The following is a 17,928-nucleotide window of genomic DNA, read 5'->3' on the forward strand; positions in this document are numbered from 1 at the left end:
GCCGCGTGAGAGGTGGAAGGTCGGCAGCTCGTGTGGCAGTTGATCGAACGCCCCGGATAGGCCCGGCCCGGGCCACACCAGCCGATCGCGGTGTTGCTGATGACCGGCGGTCCGGTGACCGACTTGCCAGACCAGACGGTGCTACCCGGCGGGAAGCTGGTCACCGTCCCCGCGTAGTAGCCGCCGGGCGTGCGGGTGCGGAGTGCCCGGCCTGTATCGATGAGCGCTTGTCGGTGCAGGTGCGGGGCTGATGGTGCCGGCGTCGAGGCCCATTCGTTGCCGACGGTGCTTTCGCGGGTGACGAGTTCGGGCTGGAACACGGTGTGTGGCCCGGTGATCCTGCGAGATCTGCGCGGCTGTCACCACCAGTTCGATGGCGCTCGGCACGAATGAAACGTTTCAACTCGCGATGCCAGGCATCAGTAGCGCGAGGTTGGTGATCCGGCCAAGAACCCCGGGTGCGCCTCAGTGGGCGAGACGGACCGGGCTCTCATGGCCGCGGCCGGCCGTTCTCCAACCGGACGCCTCCCCATACACCGCTCATCCGGTTGCGTCGGCCCCACTGTTCGCAGCCGGTACGGATCGGGCAGGCGGCGCACACCGACGCGGCGTGGGAGTAGTCGTCGGCGGGAAAGGGGAACCAGTCCTCAGGATTCTCGCCGACGGCCGCGCATGCGGCTACCGCCCAGTCGGCGTCGAGAGTGGGCAGCAACAGCATCGACAGTGGCATGGAGAGGGGACGCAACTCCGGGGTGGTCATCGGCGGTCTCCTCTCCCCGCCTACCGGCGGCTACTCGAGTTGTCTTCCGAGAGTGAACAACTCCCAGACTTCCTTCTGGTCCTGCGCCCACGGGTCGTAGACGAACGGAGCATGGCGCAGGGCGATTCCGGCTTCTCGCGGTGTGCGATCGGCCTTGAACCCGTTGCATGACTTGCATGCCGCGACCTGATTTCCGAACGTCGATGCGCCACCGCGTGATTGAGGCATGATGTGGTCAACGGTGTCGGCCGGTCCCTCGCAGTACGCGCAGATCCACTGATCGCGACGCAGGATCGAGGCGCCAGAGGCGTAGGAGTCCATCGTCTTTCCGGCGTACGGACGGTAGGCATCACGCTTGATCGCGACCACCTGATGAATCGGCAGGCTGATGCTCGGCGAATGCACGGTGCGCACCAGGGGGGTGCCCTCGACGTTGCGCGCGACGCCGGTGGTCAACAACACCGCGGCCCGGCGCCAGGTGACGCGCGCGAGTATCTGCAAACCGGCGTTGGTTACGAAAATGGTCATGGCTACTCCTGAAAGACGATGACGAACTCTGCTGGGAGCGTCACCGTTTCCGGATCAGCCGCAGAGGTTTCCGGGGTCGGTGGCGCAGGTGTGGAATCGATATATCGGGGTTGTCGTGCGACCGTCGTCCGACAGTCCACGCCGACAACCGAATTCGTTGTCGTCTCGCCATGCGATCTGCGAGATCATCTGTGCCACCTCCCTTCGTCGTCTCGTGTGTGACAGCGCGCCCAGGGTACCGCCCCTTCGGGGAGTCGTCCAGGATTTAACGAGAGTTGCGAGATGAACATCTGATTGCCGCGGGTGTCCGTCTCGTGGCCGAATTGTCCGGAGTCTGCTGGAATGGGCCGGGTGTGGTTGTCATGGTGAACGGGCACCCAGCAATGAGGAGATGATCGTGGACGATGCCGGCGCGCCGCTGCGTGAGAACGATGTGGTCGGCGGGTACACGATCATCGGCCACCTGGGCTCCGGCGGGATGGGCACCGTCTATCTCGTCGCGCATCCGCGACTGCCGCGCCGGCAAGCCCTCAAGGTATTGTCGTCGAGCCTGGGAGCCAATCCGGAGTTCCGCGAACGCTTTCGCCGTGAGGTTGATCTCGCGGCCCGCCTCGATCACCCGAACATCGTTGCCGTACAGGACGCCGGGATCGACGGTGACACCATGTGGATGGCGATGCAGTACGTCGAGGGCACCGACGCGGCGGCGATCCTGCGCGAGGCGACCGAACCGCTGCGCGCCGCCCCGATCGTCGACCTCATCACCCAGGTGGCCGCAGGTCTCGACCACGCGCACGCGCAGGGCACGCTGCATCGCGACGTCAAACCGGCCAACATCCTCGTCACCCCCGCCTGGAACCGACCCGCCGTGGCGCGACGCGCATTGATCGCCGATTTCGGGATCGCCCGGCTGATGTCGGAGTCCACCGGGCTCACCGCGACCGGCAATGTGATCGCCACGCTCGCCTATGCCGCTCCGGAGATGTTCACCGACACCGCGCTCACCCCCGCAGTCGACGAGTACGCGCTGGGCTGCACGCTCTACGAACTCCTCACCGGCAGGGCCGTGTTCGACCGGACCGACGCGGCCGGATTGATCAGCGCACACACCCACGCGCCCGTACCGCGATGCACGGCGCTGCGCCCTGATCTTCCCGAGGCGATCGACGACGTGATCGCACAAGCGCTGGCCAAGCGCCCTGACGAGCGTCACGGCAGCGCAGGCGCCTTCGCGGCGGCAGTGGCGCACGCGGTGGCCACGGGGGGCCCGACGACGATCGTCGGTGATCAGCGCCCACCGGTTCCGGCCACGATCCTCGGCCCGCACCAGCCACCTGGCCACGGTGACGCCATGCGTCCACCACCCCCGCCACCACCACGCGGTCCGCGGCCGATGGGTGGATCGACCACGCCGCCGCCGACGGGCGTGCCGTCTGTGCCGATGCCGATCTCGCCTGTTCCGGCTTCTCCCGTCCGCAGGCGTCATGGCGTGCTGCCATGGCTCCTAGCCGGACTCGCACTGGTGCTCATGGGCGCCACCGTCGTGGTCGTGCTGGTCGCGACGCGGGGCACCGAGACCTCGACAGGGTCGTCACCGGCCGCGGCGTCGGCGCCCACCGCTGCACCGACCACCGGATCGCCGACCACCGGACAAACGACCCTGCCCGTGGCAGCCTCGCTCGCCGGGAACTGGCGTGGCAGTGTGACCGGGGATCAGACCGGATTCGACGTTGTCGCGCAGATATCCGATACCGCACCGCTCACCGCGACCGTCCAATACCCGCAACTCGGGTGCGCGGGTACGTGGGCGGAGAACTCGCGGCAGGGATCGACGGTCACCCTGACCGAGCAGATCACCCAGGGCACCTGCGTCACCTCGCAGATCGAGGTGACGCCCTCTGCCGATGGAACGGTGGCCTACCGGTCGAGCTACTACTCCCAATCCCAGGGGCGGACCCTGGTCATCACCTCGGTGTTGCGCCGGAGCTGAATGGTGTTCTGGGCCGGTGCCTCACGTCACCGGGACGTCGATGATCGGCCGCGCGACGCCGGCACCGGCACCGTCGAAGTGCCACCACTCACCGGAATAGACCGACAGCCCGCCCGCCGACATCGCCTCACGTAGACGCGCGCGGTTGCGTTGCGCGGCAACCGAAACGCCCGCCGTCGCGAAGGCCGTGGCCTGCGGGGTGAACGAGTCGAAGTCGGTACCCATGTCGAGAAGGCACAGGTCGGCGAGACGCCGATCGACCGGGCACCCGGGTTGGTGTGTCGCCAGTGTCACGTCCACCGACCGACCCGACTCGTGACTGCGCGAGTACGGCCCCGGCGCGGCCACCCACGCCGGGTCGGGTACCTTCTCGAACATGGTCTGCTGCACCGAGTGCGGCCGGTAACAATCCCAGAGCACCAGGGTGTCACCCGATGTGCGCAGCGCCGCCGCCGAGGTGCGCAGTCCGTCGGCCAGGGACTCGTGGACGAGACACCTTGCGCCCGTCGGGTAGAGCTGCACTCCGACGAAGTTGTGCGACGTCGCGTAACGCAGATCGACGATCGCCGACGGCACCACCGACCGCACATCGACGAATCCCACCTGTCGGGCAGCTGCCGACGCCGGCGGAATCGGCGCCGAGGAGGACACCGGGCGGATTGCTGCCGATGACTCGTGGGAGGTCGACGACGGCGAGGTCGGCTGCGGGGTGGAGGGTCCGGTGCATGCGGTGAGCAGGGTGGCGCTCACCGCGAGCGCGGCGGTGGACGCCCACCGGAGACGGGTCATGGGTCTGTTTGTAGCACGGGTGTGGTTGTTGGCGGGTGGTTGTGGTGTGTGGTGGTTCGGAGTGATGAGCCGAAACCAGCTGCGGGGAAAGGGGTCTCGAGACCACCGCACGCCGACGCCGAAACGCACCGACGCCCTCACTCCCGCCAGCGCAGGACCTCGAGGGCTGCGGCCACATCGACGACGGTGTCGGCAAGCGGCCTGGGGAGCAGGTCATCGGCGCGGTCGAGACGGCGGATCACGGTGTTGCGGTGGGTATAGAGCACTTCGGCGGTGCGAGAGGTGTTGCACTGCAGTCTGATCCAGGTACGGAGCGTATCTTTGAGATCGGCGTCGGCGTCGGCGAGGTCGCCGAGGGTATCGGTGACGAAGTCGTCGCCCGCAGAGGTGTCGGAGGTCAACAGCGACACCAGGCGGATGTCGTCATAGTGAACAACCTGCCGTGTCGCGCCCAGCCGCGCATGGCGCCGTTGGGTGGTCATCGCCTGGAAGTGGCTGGATCGGAATCCGTCGACGTCGGTGCCGGGTCGGCCGATGGAGACGCGGACGTCGGGCAGCGGCGAGAGGTCGGGTGCGCCGAGCCCATCGGCCGGGAGCCACAGCCACCAGGAGGTGGCGCTGGCGGTGACCGTCAGCCGCGTGGTCGCCTCCGCGGATCGGGCGAGGATGTCGGCTGCGGCCTCGAGGTCCGGTGCGGCGTCGGGCTTCGCGCTCCACAGCACGACGGAGATGTGTGGCCCGGCGAGACGATAGCCCAGTTGCGCCTCGGCGCGCGCCGACGGGATCGGCGCGCCTTCGAGGACCAGGGTCACGGCCTCACGGCGACGAGCATGTGTGCCTCGCGTGAGTTCTTCGCGTTCGGCGCGCATCTGCTCGCTCATCGCGGTGACCGTGTCGTCGATGAATGTCGAGATCGACAAGGAGGTCACGTCGAGGAGTTCACGGAGTTCGGTTGGGTCGGTGGTGAGATCGAAGCAGATCTCCATCCACAGGCGCCACGCGACGCTCTGCGCGGTCCGGAACGCGTCGAGCGAGGCTTCGTCGAGCCCGCGGCGCACCAGGTCGTGGGTGGCGAGCATGATTTCGGGTGTCAGTTGCGCGGGTACCCGCTCCCCGGGTGAGTCGATGTTGTGCAGCGCCCAGCGTGAGGTGTTGGCCCAGTTCGTGCGGCGGGTGCCCGCCGCCAGTACCGGGTCCTCGGCGACCGCACGCATCCGGGCCCCGGACAGCGATGCCTCGTGGAGTTGTTCTAACCACGGCTCAGGCGGATCGAGGATGAGCTGCGCACCGGTACGGATCAGTTCCTTCGTCCGTGCCGACACCTGCGGCCACTCAACGTCCATTTGCACATCATGCACCGCGGTATGGGCTTATCATGGGCATAATGCTACTGGCTTGATCGGCCGAACGCAGGCAGTCTGGATTGTGACAATGCTGAGTGTCATATTGGAGTGAGCGTCACCGCCACGCCCCGACACCGGCGAGGCCCAGCCCAAAGGAGAGACCGTGCCCCAGACCACCACCCCCGTCGAGACCGTCGACGTGCTCATCGTCGGTGCCGGGATCTCCGGCATCGGTACCGCCCACTATCTGACGACGATGGTGCCCCAGAAGTCCTTCGCGATCCTCGAGGGTCGCGATGTCGCCGGCGGCACGTGGAGTCTGTTCAAGTACCCGGGCATACGCTCGGACTCCGATCTACACACCTTCGGTTTCGAGTTCAAGCCGTGGACCGACAAGCAGTCCATCGCCGACGCCGGGCGCATCCTCGACTACCTCTACGACGCCATCGACGAAGACAACCTCGGCGACAAGATCCGCTACCAACACAAGGTGCATGCGGCGCAGTGGTCGTCGCAGGAATGCGTGTGGACGGTCGACATCGAGCGCACCGACACCGGAGAGCGCTTCCAGATGAAGGCCAACTGGCTGTTCTCCGGTGCCGGCTACTACAACTACGACGAGGGCTTCACCCCGCGGTTCGAGGGGCGCGAGCGCTTCCGTGGGCAGATCATCCACCCGCAGCACTGGCCCGCCGACCTCGACTACTCGGGCAAGAAGGTCGTGGTGATCGGCTCCGGCGCCACCGCGGTGACTTTGCTGCCCGCGATGGCCAAGACCGCAGGTCACATCACGATGCTGCAGCGCACGCCGACCTACATCGTCCCGCTGCCCAAGCATGATCCGATCGCCAACATCGGCCGCGTCATCCTCGGTGACAAGCGTGGCTACGCGCTCGCACGCGCGAAGAACATTGCGCAACAACGTGTTCTCTACGAAGCCTGCCAGCGTTTCCCCAAGGCATCGCGCAAGGTGATCCGTGCGATCAACAAGAAGCTGCTGCCCGAGGGCTTCGACGTCGACAAGCACTTCAATCCGCCGTACAACCCATGGGATCAGCGGTTGTGCGCGGTGCCCGACGGCGACCTTTTCCGCACCATTCGGCAGGGCAAGGCGTCGGTGGTCACCGACCGTATCGCAACCTTCACCGAGAACGGCATCGTGCTCGAGAGCGGTGAAGAACTCGAGGCCGACATCATCGTGACCGCCACCGGATTGAATCTGCAGCTGTTCGGCGGCATCGCGCTGAGCATCGACGGCGAGCCTGTCTCGATGCCCGACACCGTCGCCTACCGCGGCTTCATGCTCAGTGGGGTACCGAATTTCGCGCTCGCCATCGGCTACACCAACTCGTCGTGGACCCTCAAGGTGGGCCTGCTGTGCGAGCACTTCTGCCGGCTGCTCGCTTACATGGATGCCCGTGGGTATCCCGCGGTGCGCCCGATCGCCGATCCCGGCATCCAGACCCGCCCGCTGCTCGACTTCGGCGCCGGTTACGTGCAGCGGTCGCTCGACAATCTGCCGAAACAGGGCCTGGCAGAACCGTGGACGATGTCGATGAGCTACTACCGGGACCGCAAGTCCTTCGATTCCGACGTCGCCGACCCGAACCTCGAATTCACGCGGGCGTTGCCGGCGCAGTCCGGCGCCGATGCGCAATTGGAGTCGGCAAGCGCCTGATCGCGTTCATCACCCGTATCACCGTCCGAGGCGACCGCGTGCGAGTAAACCGCACGCGGTCGCCTCGGCAGTAGGAGCGGGTCCTCGACGACGCAGGTCTCGCCCGCGTGGCGTGAAGGTCTCTCGATCTGGAGCGATGAGGTCGCCGGTGGCGACCCGTGTGTGAGCCACCTGACCGGGGACTGGCGAGTGCGTGTAAACGCAGTTCTCATCTGTCGCAGATGACGTTCCGGCGAGTCCGCAGTGTCGCACAGAGCGAGCTGTTCGGGGCGACGTCGTGGGCGAAATCATCGAATTCGCCAGGGAGGTGCGCGGTTTCGAGCGCCAGTGGTTCATCGTCGACGATGCGCAAACGAGTGAGCCGATCGACCGGGGTGTCCGTCGCCGACCTGCGGACGCGCGGCGAGGTCAGCGTCGTACTGGCGCAGCATTGGCCGGTGGCCCGGAGTGATCGCCGACGCGCGTCGTCCCGAGAGACCAAAGTGGGGGCCGCCGTGCACCTCGACCATCATCGGGTGGAGTCCCGCATCGCGATGGTCGAGGCGCAGGGGGGGTCAGCCCGCCGGGGTTGTCGTCGGTGTCTCGGTGGTTTCTTCCGTTGTCTCTGTGGTGGTTTCCTCGGTCGTCGTCGGAACCTCGGTGGTCTCCGTGGCCGTCGGGGTCTGGGTGGTCGTCGTTTCGGTGGTGGTTGCGATCAGCGTCTGCCACGTGGCGGAGGTGATCGGCACCGAAGTGCTACCCAAGGACAATCGCCAGATTCCGGCCGAGTCGGTGGCCGAGGTGACCGACGATTGCGACAGCGAACTCTGGTCCACCGTCCGCGACAATCCGTCGCTACAGGTGAGCGAAACCGAGCCGGTGGTCTCCTGCGACGGTGCCTGACACGTCACCGACTGATTGTTCTCGGTGAAGCTGAAGCTGCCGATGGAATCACCGCTACCGCTGAAGACGGTGGGCGAGGGTGCCGCCGATGACGATGAACTGCTCGCGCTCGAACTGGTGTCGGACGACGTCGTGGTGCTGGGGGCCGTCGATGTTTCCTCGCTCGAGGTCTGGCCTGCCGCCGAGGCGTCGGTTCCCGACGCCGCTTCGGTGGTCTGGCCCTCGGTCGGCGGTGTGTTGCCGTTGGATTCGGCCATCTGCGTGACCTCCGGCGCGGCAGCCGTCTCGCCTGCCCGGGCGAGCCCGTTCTGTGTCGCGGCCTCGTCGCTGCGCGCGGCCAGCGGCACGTTCAGTGATGCCGGCGTCGGCAATGCTTCGGTCAGCGGCGGCTGACCCGACAGATCCAGCAATCCGCCGACCGTGCGATCGAAGAGCGCACGGGTATCGGGGTTGAGCAGCGTCAACAGCGCGGCAGCACCGCCGGCCGGTGTATTTGCCTGGGCCGGAGCCTGATTGATCACGGTCGTCGTGTTGTTGACGACGGTGACGTTCTGCGTGTTGTAGGCGACGCGGGTGATGTAGTTGACTTGATAACCCTGCCAACGGGTACCGCGGATCCGGTATCCGCCGATAGGGGCCGAGGCGGCCGGCCCGAGCGGATTACCGCACTGGCAGCGGACCCGGGGAACGCCGGCGCTGTCGACGAGAACCGAGGTGCCGGCCTGCAGCACATCCTGGAATGGCACCGCCGATCCGCCGGTGTAACTGTAGTTGGTCACCCAGGTGTCGGCCGAGAGGACCACCGGCGTCAGGGTGTCGAGGTAGTAGGGGATGGCCTGCGTGCTGATCCCGTAGACGCTCGCCCACGCTGCTGCCTGGGAGGGATGCTGCGCGAGGAAGTTCCCCAGGCCGGCCGGATCGCAGCCGGTGGATCCGCCGATGTAGAGGCCCGGCGTGGTGCCGCTGACCAGACGCGTGCCCTGATTCGGCGCGCCGGTCTGCGCGCTCAGGCGCAGGCCGTTGTCGAGTGGCTTGTTGGTCAGGTTCGGCTGCGCCATGAACGGTGCATCACCCGGTGCGTCCGCGGAGGTCAGCGACAGGAAGGGGATGTGGAACTCGCCCTTCTTGTTCTTCAGCACGATCACCACGACCGAGGCGAACACGAGCGCGAGCACCGCGACTATCGCTGCGAGGATCAACGTGAGATTGCGGCGATTACGCGGTTGCGGTTCGGGTGGCACGGCACCGAACGGTATCGACGGATACGTGGGTGGCCCCGGTGGGTAGTACGACATCTGCTCGGTCTCCTACGAACGCCCGTGTCCGGCGAGGTTCGCCGCACGGATCGGTGGTGGTGTGTTCCCCGAGCCACAAGTATCGTGAGCGGTTCTGAGCAGGGGCAACCGCGTACGGGCGGATTAGGTCGGGTGATCGGGAAATCCACCCGATCGGACTACACCGACGTAACAGACATCCGATTCGCCGCGATGAACACGGACTGCTTCCGACTCGCCCTCAGGCGTGGTCGCCGAAATCGAAAAGCGCGGCCATCGTCGTCCGGCCGTCGAGAGCCTCGCGGATGATGTCGGCGTGACCACTGTGATGGGCGGTCTCGCGCAACATGTGGAGAGCCATCTTGCGTACCGTCCACCACTCCCGCTCGGGTTGCCACGGCGCGGTCGCCTGGGGGATCAATTCGTCGAGCGAACCGACCTCGGCGATCACCGCGTCGTAGGCGAGTGCGGCATCCCGGTAGGCGGCGAGCCACTCCTCGAGCGTCTCGCCTTCGGTGAGTTCGTACCCGTGCTCAAGGTTCTCCATGTGGATCTCGGCGTTCGGGTCGCGGTCGAGGATGGTCTGGGTGTGCTCGCGCTGCACCATCGTCAGGTGCTTGAGGAGACCGCCGAGGGTCAGCTCGCTCACGGTGCTTCGACGGCGGGCCTGCTCGTCGTCGAGGTCGCGCAAGGTTACCAGGAACATTGCGCGCTGATCCTCCAACAGGGTCAAGACGTCGGCTTTTTCGCCGGTGACGTCGACGGTGAGGGTGACCGAGGTGTAGGTGCCGGCCATGATGGTGCCTTTCGGAGTGGTTCGCGGTCACCACCGAAACTACGAACCAATGCGGACAGATCCAGTCCGCATTCACTCGGGAAGGGAAATCTGTTGCCGGGAAGCCACGCGACGCGCACCATGCCCTCATGCCCGAGCCCTCCTCGTACTTCGATGAACCCGCCGAACTGTCGACTCTGCTCCGCAAGCCGACTCGCGGTGGCGACCGCGTGTTGCTCGACGACGTCCTCGACTCGGTCCTCGTCGGAACCCTCTCGACCGTCGTCGGCGGGTGGCCGTGGTCGGTGCCGTTGCTCTTCGCCCGCGACGGCGACGACATCCTCATGCACGGATCGATCGCCGCAGGCGCATTGCGTCATGTGGCCGAGGGTGCGCCGTCGACGTTCACCGTGTTCGTCCTCGACGCCATCGTGGTGGCCGACAGTCTCTTCGACCATTCCGCGAACTATCGGTCCGCGGTGGTGCGCGGAATCCCCGAACGCGCCGACGACGACCTGGCAGCATTGGAAGCCTTGTCGGACAAGCTGATACCGGGCCGCGTCGGCGAGACGCCGCCGATCACCGGCAAGGAGCGTGCCGCGACGATCGCCCTGCGGATGCCGATCGTCGACGGTCAGTGGATTGCCAAGGCCCGCAGCGGAGGTCCCGGTGTCGATACCGACAACTGGACCGGAGTCGTGCCGGTCCGCACCGTCTACGACGACCCGATTCCCACGACGGGCACGAAGATCCCCGAGTCAGTGCGGCGCCTGGTGCGCGGCGGCCGGTGACGACAGCGACCTGTGATCCCGGCGGCCGGTACTACCTCTGCCGCAGGACGAACCGCTGGATCTTGCCGCTCGGTGTCTTGGGCAGCGCGTCGACGAAATGCACACTGCGCGGATAGGCATGCGCGGCGAAACCCGTCTTGACCAGCTGCTGCAGCTCGGCCTCCAGCGCACCGTCGCCAACCACACCGTCGGCGAGCACGACGAAGGCCTCGAGGACTTCACCACGCAGCTCGTCCGGCCGCCCGACGACGGCGACGTCGATCACCGACGGATGGGTGATCAGCACGCTCTCGACGTCGAATGGTCCGATCCGGTACCCAGCCATGATGATCACGTCATCATCCCGAGCGCTGAAGAAGTAGCTGCCGTTCTCGTCTACCCGGCCCGTGTCGCCGGTCAGATACCAGCGCCCGTCCTCGGTGAATCTGGCCGCGGTCTTCTCTGCGTCGTCGAGATAGCCGGTGAACCACAGTGCCGGACTGGCCGATACGTCGATCGCGATCTGTCCGTCGACAATCCCGGTGGCGAAACCGGGCATCTGGTGGCCCATCGATCCGGGGATCAGCGGTCTGCGCACTTCCGGGGCCCAATGGTTGTTGATGAACATGCCGTGTTCGGTCTGGCCGTAGTGATCGCGCACCTCGGTGCCCAATGCGACTGTTGCCCAATCGATCACGTCCGGCGTCAACGGCTCGCCCGCCGACGACGCATGCCGAAGCGAAAAGCCCTCGATCGCACCGCTTTTGCTCAGCGCGCGATACACCGTCGGGGCGGCGGCGAAGTTGGTGACGCCAAGCTCGCCGAGAATGTGAGCGGTCAGCTCCGGCGTGAAACCGGCCTGCAGCAAGATGTTCGGGCGTCCGGTGGCCAGTGGACCGAGGACGCCGTAATACAGACCGTAGGCCCAGCCCGGGTCGGCGGCATTCCAGAACACGTCGTCGTCGGTCACGTCGAGGCCGAAACGCATGTACGTGACGAACGCCGCCAGTGCGCGCACCGGAACCGGAACCCCCTTGGGTGCCCCGGTGGTTCCGCTGGTGAATAGCAGGATCAGGTGCCCGTCACCTCCGACGGCCACCGAATCCTCCCACGGCGCACTCGCCGTGAGCAGGGTGTCGAAATCGTGGGTGTCCGACCCGTTCTCGGCCGGACTTCCGGCACCGGCGACCACCGTGGTCAGCCCCTCGATTCCGTTGAGTTTGTCGACCTGACCTGCCTCGGTCACCAAGACGTCGGCGTCGCCTCCACGTAGCCGCATCTCGATCGCCGGTGTCGCAAACGCGGTGAACAGCGGGATGTAGACGGCGCCGAGGCGGGCGAGTGCCAGCAACGTGACCACCAGCTCGACGCGCTTGCCCATCAATACACCGACCCGTGAACCGCGCTCGACGCCGAGCCCGGCCAGGGCGGTCGCGAACTTTCGCGACTGCGCGGCCAGGTCGCCGTAGGTGATGGGGGTGGTGACGAGGTCGTGGCCGCTGGTGTCGACCGTCACGAAGGCGACAGCATCCGGGTCGTGCCGGTCGACGAGCAGGGTTGCGGCATTCGCGTCGTCCGCGCCGAACTCGGTCAGCAACGCGGCCACCTCGGCCTCGACGGAGGGATGCGCGGGAGCGGTCTGGGTCATGGTCTCACCTGGGCCTCATGAGTAAGCTGAATCACAGTCGCATGCATTGTCGGCCGCGACCGACGATGCATGCCACCCCCCGAAGAGGGGTCGCACACGGCCGGAGGAGGTGACCGCGATGCCCGAATCTCTGGCGGCGCCGGTCACCGACGCCCTGCGCCGATTGCGTCGGGCCAGTGGTGTCTCACTTGCCTTCGGTGGCGTCGTGCAGAGCGGACACGGACTGCGTCTGAGCCACTTCGTCGGCCACACGGTCGGCGCTCTCAACGGCGTTGCCGTCGACATCGGGCACGGACTCGGCGGCAAGGTGGTGGCCACAAACCGGCCGATGGTCGTCGACGACTACCTGAAGACGCCGCGGATCACTCACCGCTACAACGCGGTCATTGCGACGGAGGGCCTGCGGGCCATGGCCGCGGCACCTGTGATCGTCGACCGGTCACCGGTGGCGGTGATCTACGGCGCGTTGCGCACCGACGATCCGCTCGGCGGCCGGGCGCTCGACGCCCTCGCCGTGGAGGCTCGCACGCTCGAACAGCAGATCGTCGCCGCCCGGACATCCGTCGAGACCGCGGCGGTCCAACCCGAGGCCGACGCGCTGCGCGTTCGGTTGACCGAGGCATATGCGCAACTGCGTGACCTCGCGCGCTCGGTCGACGATGCCGAGGTCGCCGCCGCGATCGGCCGCATCACCGACGGGCTCCTCGACGCCACACCTGACCACGAGTCGGCGGCGTTGACCCGTCGCGAGCAGGACGTGCTGGCGCTGGCCGCGCTCGGCTATCCCAACGCACGAATCGCCGACTCACTGGGCATCGGCGTCCAGACCGCCAAGGGCTATGTGAAGGACGCTATGCGAAAGCTCGGTGCCACAAGCCGATTGGAGGCAGTGGTGATCGCGCGGCGCTCCGGTCTGCTGCCGTGAGTACCGATGGCCGGTAACACCTCGACGCCGGGTGCGTCGGTGGCGGCGCGCACGCTCGCGTTGCTGGGTACGTTCGACTCCACTCATCGAGTGCTCTCGTTGTCCGACATGGCCGCTCGTGCAGGCCTTCCGTTGCCGACGGCGCATCGTCTCGCCGGTGAGCTCGAACGGTGGGGTGCGCTGGTGCGCCGACCCGACGGCCGGTACGTGATCGGCAGTCGTCTGTGGGATCTCGGACTTCTCGCACCCATCCAGTCCGGGATTCGGGAGGTTGCCAAGCCCTTTCTTCACGACCTCTACGCCGCGACCACGGCGACCGTGCACCTGGCCATTCGGGAGGGCACCGTCGCTCTGTATCTCGACCGCATCTCCGGAAAGGAATCGGTGCCGGTCGTCAGCCGGGTTGGCGGGCGACTCCCGTTGACCGCCACCGGCGTCGGGAAGGTGTTGCTCGCGCACGCCCCCAACGATATTCGCGAGGAAGTGATGGCCTCGCTCACGCGGATCACCCCGCACACCATCGTGAATCCGAAGCTTCTCGACGAGCAGCTGCGCCGCGTTCATGACGAGGGCTACGCGACAACCGTCGAGGAGATGACGCTTGGCGCCTGCTCGGTGGCCGTCCCCGTGCGCGGTCCCGACGGCGTGGTCGCTGCCCTCGGCATGGTGGTGCCGTCGATCAGCGGCCGACTGCCCCGGATCGTTGCCGCGTTACAGGTTGCCGCACAAGGGATCGGGCGCTCACTCGGGGCGCCCACCCGGGTAGGCGGTCCTCCACCCGGTGGTCGAGGTGTGGCGGAGCCCTAGTAGCGGAGCCTTGAGAACTGGTGAACCGCTGCTGGTTGAGAACCTCCAGCGTTAGCGCGCGGTGGTCTCGAGACGCTCCGGCTCGCTGGGCTTCTCGGCTATCGGGGAGGAGTGGGGCGTAGGCCAACGGGGAGGAGCAGGGTACCTCGACCATTGGAAAGGGGCCGGGCGGTTCGACCATCGGGGCCCAGCGGATCAAGCAGAGGGCCAGCCGGTGTATCCCTCGGCGAGATAGGCCGATCCGGACTCGGAGGCGGTCAGTGTTTCGAGTTCGCCGAGTTGTCGGCGCTCGTCGAAGTCCGATGCGTCGGAAGCCTTGTGCAGCATCGTCGTCATCCAGTACGAGAAGTGCTGAGCCTTCCAGACGCGGGCGAGCGCACGCTCGGTGTAGGAGTCCAGTGCCGTCTCGTCGTCCGCGAGCAGGGTTCGTTCGATGGTCTCGGCCAACACCTGGACGTCGGCGAGGGCGAGGTTGAGCCCCTTGGCGCCGGTCGGCGGGACCGTATGTGCCGCGTCGCCGGCGAGGAGTAGCTTTCCGTCGCGCATCGGGGTCTGCACGAAGCTGCGGAACGGCAGCACGCCCTTGTCGATGATCGGGCCTTCCTGCAACGAGAAACCGTCCGGTCCTGCCAGTCGGCGCTGCAACTCGGCCCAGATCCGGTCGTCGGACCATTCGTCGGGGTTCTCGGCCGGGTCGCACTGGAAGTACATGCGTTGCACCGACTCCGTGCGTTGACTGATCAGTGCGAAGCCGAACGGGGAACGGGTGTAGATCAATTCGGGTGCGCTACGCGGAGCCTCGGTGAGGATACCGAACCAGGCGAACGGGTACTCGCGGAATAGTCGCTGCGGGTCGGCGACGAGGTCGCGGCAGATGCTGCGCGAGCCATCGGCGCCGACGACGAGGTCGGCCCGGATCTCGTGGCGCCCATCGGTATCGGAGTAGACCACGCGAGGCGTCTCGCGGTGGTCGGTGACCAGAGTGTCGGCGATGCCGTAACGGAGGTCGCCGTCGTCACGAACCCGTGCGGCGTGTAGATCGATGAACACGTCGGTCTGCGGGTAGAGCCAGCATGAGGCGCCGACGAGTTCCTGGAAGTCGATGCGATGGCTGATGCCGTCGAAGCGCAGGTCGATGCCCTGGTGTTCGTGGCCGTCGGTGAGGACGCGATCGCTGACCCCGGATTCGACGAGTAGCCGGACGCTGTCTCGCTCCAGGATTCCGGCGCGGTGGGTGGTCTCGATCTGCTCGTAGGTGCGGGTGTCGAGGACGATGCTCGCGATTCCGGCTCGATGCAGCAGATGCGAGAGCATCAGGCCGGCCGGACCGCCGCCGACGATCGCGACCTGCGTACGGGTGCTGCTGGTGAAAGTGGACATGTGACTCCTCTGGTTGAGCACACGGTAGGGAGAGCGCCATCACAACCACCAGACCGCACTTCCACTCAGTGAAAGCCCATGCCGATCTGCTGCAGAAGCGGGTGTCACGACCGGGCGGCTGCGGCACACTGGGTTGTGACCCGTGACACACAGAAGTGATGACGTGGACATCTCAGGAGGCGTGAATGATCAGCTACGACAAACTCTTCATCGGCGGACAGTGGGTAGCCCCAGCATCGGGTGAACAGATCGAGGTCGTGTCGTCGAGCACCGAGGAACGGATCGGGGTGGTGCCGGCTGCGGTCGAGGCCGATGTGGACGCCGCGGTCGCCGCAGCGCGGGAGGCGTTCGACGATCCGCAGGGCTGGGCGCGTTGGGAACCGTCGCGCCGTGCCGATGCGATGGAACAGCTCGCCGACATCCTCGAGACCAAAGGCGAGGAGATGGCCCGCCGAGTGTCGGCGCAGAACGGGATGCCGATCGCCATCTCGAGTCAGCTCGAGACCGGAATCCCGCTGACCCTGCTGCGGTACTACGCCGGGCTGGCACGTGGGTTCTCCTTCGAGGTCGAGCAGGATCACCTCTTCGGCGGGACAACGCTGGTGCGCCGGGAACCGGTCGGGGTGGTCGGGGCAATCGTGCCGTGGAACTATCCGCAGGCACTCGCGGCGTTCAAATACGGTCCGGCGCTGGCCGCCGGCTGTGCGATCGTGCTCAAGCCGTCGCCGGAAACGGTGCTCGACGCCTTCTTGTTCGCCGAGGCGGTCGCCGAGAGCGACATCCCCGACGGCGTCGTCAACGTGGTACCCGGTGGCCGGGACACCGGTGCCTACCTGGTCTCGCACCGCGACGTCGACAAGGTGGCGTTCACCGGGTCGACCGCGGCCGGCCGGCAGATCGCGGCCACCTGTGGGCAACTGCTGCGACCGGTGACCCTGGAACTCGGCGGAAAGTCGGCCGCAATCGTCCTCGACGACGCCAATCTCGACCTGTCGGTGATGGGCGAGCGACTCTTCGAGAGCCTGTTGGTCAACAATGGCCAGACCTGTTACCTCGGAACTCGAATCCTGGCCCCCGACAACCGGTATGACGAGGTCGTCGACACCTTGGCGGCATTTATGAGCAGTCTGCCGGTTGGTGATGCGCTCGACGAGTCGACAATGATCGGTCCGATGGCCAGCCGTGCTCATCGCGATCGGGTGGAGGGCTATATCGAGAAGGGCAAGGGTGACGGAGCGCGCGTCGTGGTCGGCGGTGGTCGCAGCGAGCGTGACCGAGGCTGGTTCGTGCAACCGACGCTGTTCGCCGACGTCGACAACCACTCGACCATCGCCCAGGAGGAGATCTTCGGGCCGGTCCTCTCGGTGATCCGCTACTCCGACACCGACGACGCGATCCGTCTCGCCAACGACTCCGACTACGGACTCGGCGGTTCGGTGTGGACCTCCGATCCCGACCGCGGCAAGGACGTGGCGCGTCGGGTGCGCACCGGAACGATCGGTATCAACCGGTACATGCCCGATCCGGGCGCACCGTTCGGCGGCGTCAAGGACAGCGGTATCGGACGCGAACTCGGGCCGCAGTCGATGGAGGCCTACCTGGTGTACAAGTCCATCTACGCCTGAGCCCGGCACATCCGCCCGAGTACGAATACAGATTCCACAGAATTGGCCGAACAGCCCCGATTTTCGGGGTCCGATGTCCGCTCACGTGGAATCTGTATTCGTATCGCGCTCGGTCCAGACGAGTGTGACGAACTCGGCGCGGTTGGCCGACGTGGGTGAGCGCGAACACCCGGCTCACGTACTTCTTGACCGTGTCGGGTTCGAGGCTCAGCGATCCGGCGATCTCGTCGTTGGTCCAACCGTCGCCGACCAGTTCCGCAATCTCCTGCTGACGTGGCGTGAGTCGGTCGCGCCACCCGGGGCGAGTCCCCCGGGCAGGGTCTTCGCAAGAGTGGACAGTTGGCCTGCGAGCAGTCCGAGGGCGCGGATCTCGGTGGCGGGCAGGTCCTTGCCCTCGGAGTCGAAGATGCCGACCAGTCCGTGGCAGTGGTCGGCCAACCCGAGATGCAGGACCGCTGCGCTGCGCAATTGACGCCGATACAGGAACCGCTCCGGGTATTCGACTGCGGTGGAGGGTAATCGACGCAGTTGCAGGTGCGAGATCGCCCGCGCGTGGGTTCGACGCGCTCGGCCACCACTGGAAGGTGATGGAGGAACGCGCCGCGGCTCACGGCACGACCGTCGATCGTTCGCAGTGGCGATTGGCCGGACCTTTCCACATCGCGGAAACCGAGGAGCAGGCGCGAAAGCAGGTCGAGTACGGCATCGAGGAGTGGTTCGACGATTTCCAGCACGTCGCGGCCTTCCCACAGAA

The 17,928-nt window shown here is 66.5% G+C and carries 17 protein-coding genes and 1 pseudogene; 7 read left to right on the forward strand and 11 right to left on the reverse strand.

Translation table 11 applies throughout. The annotated features are described in order from the left end of the window. Positions 1-490 precede the first annotated feature (490 nt). Positions 491-760 (reverse strand): WhiB family transcriptional regulator, encoded by a 270-nt coding sequence (locus tag EF294_RS12800; protein ID WP_123930485.1) that lies wholly within the window; start codon positions 758-760, stop codon positions 491-493. A gap of 30 nt (positions 761-790) precedes the next feature. Further along, positions 791-1,288 (reverse strand): HNH endonuclease, encoded by a 498-nt coding sequence (locus EF294_RS12805; RefSeq protein WP_006369046.1) that lies wholly within the window; start codon positions 1,286-1,288, stop codon positions 791-793. A 391-nt stretch (positions 1,289-1,679) separates the two neighbouring features. Between EF294_RS12805 and EF294_RS12810 the strand changes: the two genes are divergently transcribed. After that, the gene (locus EF294_RS12810) at positions 1,680-3,278 is read left to right on the forward strand and encodes a serine/threonine-protein kinase (protein ID WP_123930488.1); all 1,599 of its coding nucleotides are present in this window, start codon (positions 1,680-1,682) and stop codon (positions 3,276-3,278) included. A gap of 21 nt (positions 3,279-3,299) precedes the next feature. Here EF294_RS12810 and EF294_RS12815 read toward each other — a convergent pair whose 3' ends face one another. After that, on the reverse strand, positions 3,300-4,067 hold the full coding sequence (locus tag EF294_RS12815) for a M15 family metallopeptidase (RefSeq protein ID WP_123930491.1): 768 nt from the start codon (positions 4,065-4,067) through the stop codon (positions 3,300-3,302). A 137-nt stretch (positions 4,068-4,204) separates the two neighbouring features. Further along, positions 4,205-5,425 carry a PucR family transcriptional regulator gene (locus EF294_RS12820; RefSeq protein WP_123930494.1) on the reverse strand — a complete coding sequence of 407 codons (1,221 nt, stop codon included), beginning with the start codon at positions 5,423-5,425 and terminating at the stop codon, positions 4,205-4,207. A 148-nt stretch (positions 5,426-5,573) separates the two neighbouring features. Here EF294_RS12820 and EF294_RS12825 point away from each other — a divergent pair, with 148 nt between their 5' ends. Then, on the forward strand, positions 5,574-7,088 hold the full coding sequence (locus tag EF294_RS12825) for a flavin-containing monooxygenase (RefSeq protein WP_123930497.1): 1,515 nt from the start codon (positions 5,574-5,576) through the stop codon (positions 7,086-7,088). Between the two features lie 208 nt (positions 7,089-7,296). Here EF294_RS12825 and EF294_RS22550 read toward each other — a convergent pair whose 3' ends face one another. The 3 genes from EF294_RS22550 to EF294_RS12840 form a co-directional block, all read right to left on the reverse strand. Next, on the reverse strand, positions 7,297-7,569 hold the full coding sequence (locus EF294_RS22550; RefSeq protein ID WP_342774343.1) for a UTRA domain-containing protein: 273 nt from the start codon (positions 7,567-7,569) through the stop codon (positions 7,297-7,299). Positions 7,570-7,642: 73 nt separating this feature from the next. After that, the gene (locus tag EF294_RS12835) at positions 7,643-9,265 is read right to left on the reverse strand and encodes a DUF6777 domain-containing protein (protein WP_123930500.1); all 1,623 of its coding nucleotides are present in this window, start codon (positions 9,263-9,265) and stop codon (positions 7,643-7,645) included. Between the two features lie 220 nt (positions 9,266-9,485). After that, entirely contained in the window at positions 9,486-10,040 is a 555-nt protein-coding gene (locus tag EF294_RS12840; RefSeq protein WP_123930502.1) for a mycothiol transferase, read from the reverse strand. Positions 10,041-10,168: 128 nt separating this feature from the next. Here EF294_RS12840 and EF294_RS12845 point away from each other — a divergent pair, with 128 nt between their 5' ends. Further along, positions 10,169-10,810 carry a pyridoxamine 5'-phosphate oxidase family protein gene (locus EF294_RS12845; protein ID WP_123930505.1) on the forward strand — a complete coding sequence of 214 codons (642 nt, stop codon included), beginning with the start codon at positions 10,169-10,171 and terminating at the stop codon, positions 10,808-10,810. 31 nt (positions 10,811-10,841) lie between these two features. On the opposite strand, the gene EF294_RS12850 is transcribed toward EF294_RS12845, so the two are convergent. Continuing rightward, on the reverse strand, positions 10,842-12,437 hold the full coding sequence (locus EF294_RS12850; protein ID WP_123930508.1) for an AMP-binding protein: 1,596 nt from the start codon (positions 12,435-12,437) through the stop codon (positions 10,842-10,844). A 118-nt stretch (positions 12,438-12,555) separates the two neighbouring features. Here EF294_RS12850 and EF294_RS12855 point away from each other — a divergent pair, with 118 nt between their 5' ends. Together EF294_RS12855 and EF294_RS12860 are read left to right on the forward strand one after the other, a co-directional pair. After that, positions 12,556-13,362 (forward strand): LuxR C-terminal-related transcriptional regulator, encoded by an 807-nt coding sequence (locus EF294_RS12855; protein WP_123930511.1) that lies wholly within the window; start codon positions 12,556-12,558, stop codon positions 13,360-13,362. A 6-nt stretch (positions 13,363-13,368) separates the two neighbouring features. Next, entirely contained in the window at positions 13,369-14,169 is an 801-nt protein-coding gene (locus EF294_RS12860; protein ID WP_123930514.1) for an IclR family transcriptional regulator, read from the forward strand. Between the two features lie 195 nt (positions 14,170-14,364). Here EF294_RS12860 and EF294_RS12865 read toward each other — a convergent pair whose 3' ends face one another. Then, a complete protein-coding gene (locus EF294_RS12865) occupies positions 14,365-15,549 on the reverse strand; it encodes a 4-hydroxybenzoate 3-monooxygenase (protein ID WP_123930518.1) in 1,185 nt (394 codons plus the stop codon). A 185-nt stretch (positions 15,550-15,734) separates the two neighbouring features. On the opposite strand from EF294_RS12865, the gene EF294_RS12870 reads away from it, so the two are divergent. After that, positions 15,735-17,174: an aldehyde dehydrogenase gene (locus EF294_RS12870; protein ID WP_123930521.1), complete on the forward strand. Its 1,440-nt coding sequence runs from the start codon at positions 15,735-15,737 to the stop codon at positions 17,172-17,174. Here EF294_RS12870 and EF294_RS22705 read toward each other — a convergent pair. After that, the gene (locus EF294_RS22705; protein ID WP_425459432.1) at positions 17,095-17,436 is read right to left on the reverse strand and encodes a hypothetical protein; all 342 of its coding nucleotides are present in this window, start codon (positions 17,434-17,436) and stop codon (positions 17,095-17,097) included. The genes EF294_RS12870 and EF294_RS22705 overlap by 80 nt on opposite strands. Continuing rightward, positions 17,382-17,642 (reverse strand): hypothetical protein, encoded by a 261-nt coding sequence (locus EF294_RS22125; RefSeq protein ID WP_246007854.1) that lies wholly within the window; start codon positions 17,640-17,642, stop codon positions 17,382-17,384. Before EF294_RS22125 ends, EF294_RS22705 begins: the two co-directional genes overlap by 55 nt. Before the next feature lie 65 nt (positions 17,643-17,707). On the opposite strand from EF294_RS22125, the pseudogene EF294_RS22130 reads away from it, so the two are divergent. Beyond that, a pseudogene (locus EF294_RS22130) lies at positions 17,708-17,926 on the forward strand (LLM class flavin-dependent oxidoreductase); the annotation flags it as partial. Between the last annotated feature and the right edge of the window lie 2 nt (positions 17,927-17,928).

The sequence above is a fragment of the Gordonia oryzae genome (genome assembly GCF_003797185.1).
In the GTDB taxonomy this organism is placed as follows: domain Bacteria; phylum Actinomycetota; class Actinomycetes; order Mycobacteriales; family Mycobacteriaceae; genus Gordonia; species Gordonia oryzae.

Excerpts from the sequence above, each read along its gene's own strand:
- EF294_RS12800 (WP_123930485.1), bottom strand. The coding sequence starts at position 760 with ATGACCACCCCGGAGTTGCGTCCCCTCTCCATGCCACTGTCGATGCTG.
- EF294_RS12805 (WP_006369046.1), bottom strand. The coding sequence starts at position 1,288 with ATGACCATTTTCGTAACCAACGCCGGTTTGCAGATACTCGCGCGCGTC.
- EF294_RS12810 (WP_123930488.1), top strand. The coding sequence starts at position 1,680 with ATGATCGTGGACGATGCCGGCGCGCCGCTGCGTGAGAACGATGTGGTC.
- EF294_RS12815 (WP_123930491.1), bottom strand. The coding sequence starts at position 4,067 with ATGACCCGTCTCCGGTGGGCGTCCACCGCCGCGCTCGCGGTGAGCGCC.
- EF294_RS12835 (WP_123930500.1), bottom strand. The coding sequence starts at position 9,265 with ATGTCGTACTACCCACCGGGGCCACCCACGTATCCGTCGATACCGTTC.
- EF294_RS12840 (WP_123930502.1), bottom strand. The coding sequence starts at position 10,040 with ATGGCCGGCACCTACACCTCGGTCACCCTCACCGTCGACGTCACCGGC.
- EF294_RS12845 (WP_123930505.1), top strand. The coding sequence starts at position 10,169 with ATGCCCGAGCCCTCCTCGTACTTCGATGAACCCGCCGAACTGTCGACT.
- EF294_RS12850 (WP_123930508.1), bottom strand. The coding sequence starts at position 12,437 with ATGACCCAGACCGCTCCCGCGCATCCCTCCGTCGAGGCCGAGGTGGCC.
- EF294_RS12855 (WP_123930511.1), top strand. The coding sequence starts at position 12,556 with ATGCCCGAATCTCTGGCGGCGCCGGTCACCGACGCCCTGCGCCGATTG.
- EF294_RS12860 (WP_123930514.1), top strand. The coding sequence starts at position 13,369 with ATGGCCGGTAACACCTCGACGCCGGGTGCGTCGGTGGCGGCGCGCACG.
- EF294_RS12865 (WP_123930518.1), bottom strand. The coding sequence starts at position 15,549 with ATGTCCACTTTCACCAGCAGCACCCGTACGCAGGTCGCGATCGTCGGC.
- EF294_RS12870 (WP_123930521.1), top strand. The coding sequence starts at position 15,735 with ATGATCAGCTACGACAAACTCTTCATCGGCGGACAGTGGGTAGCCCCA.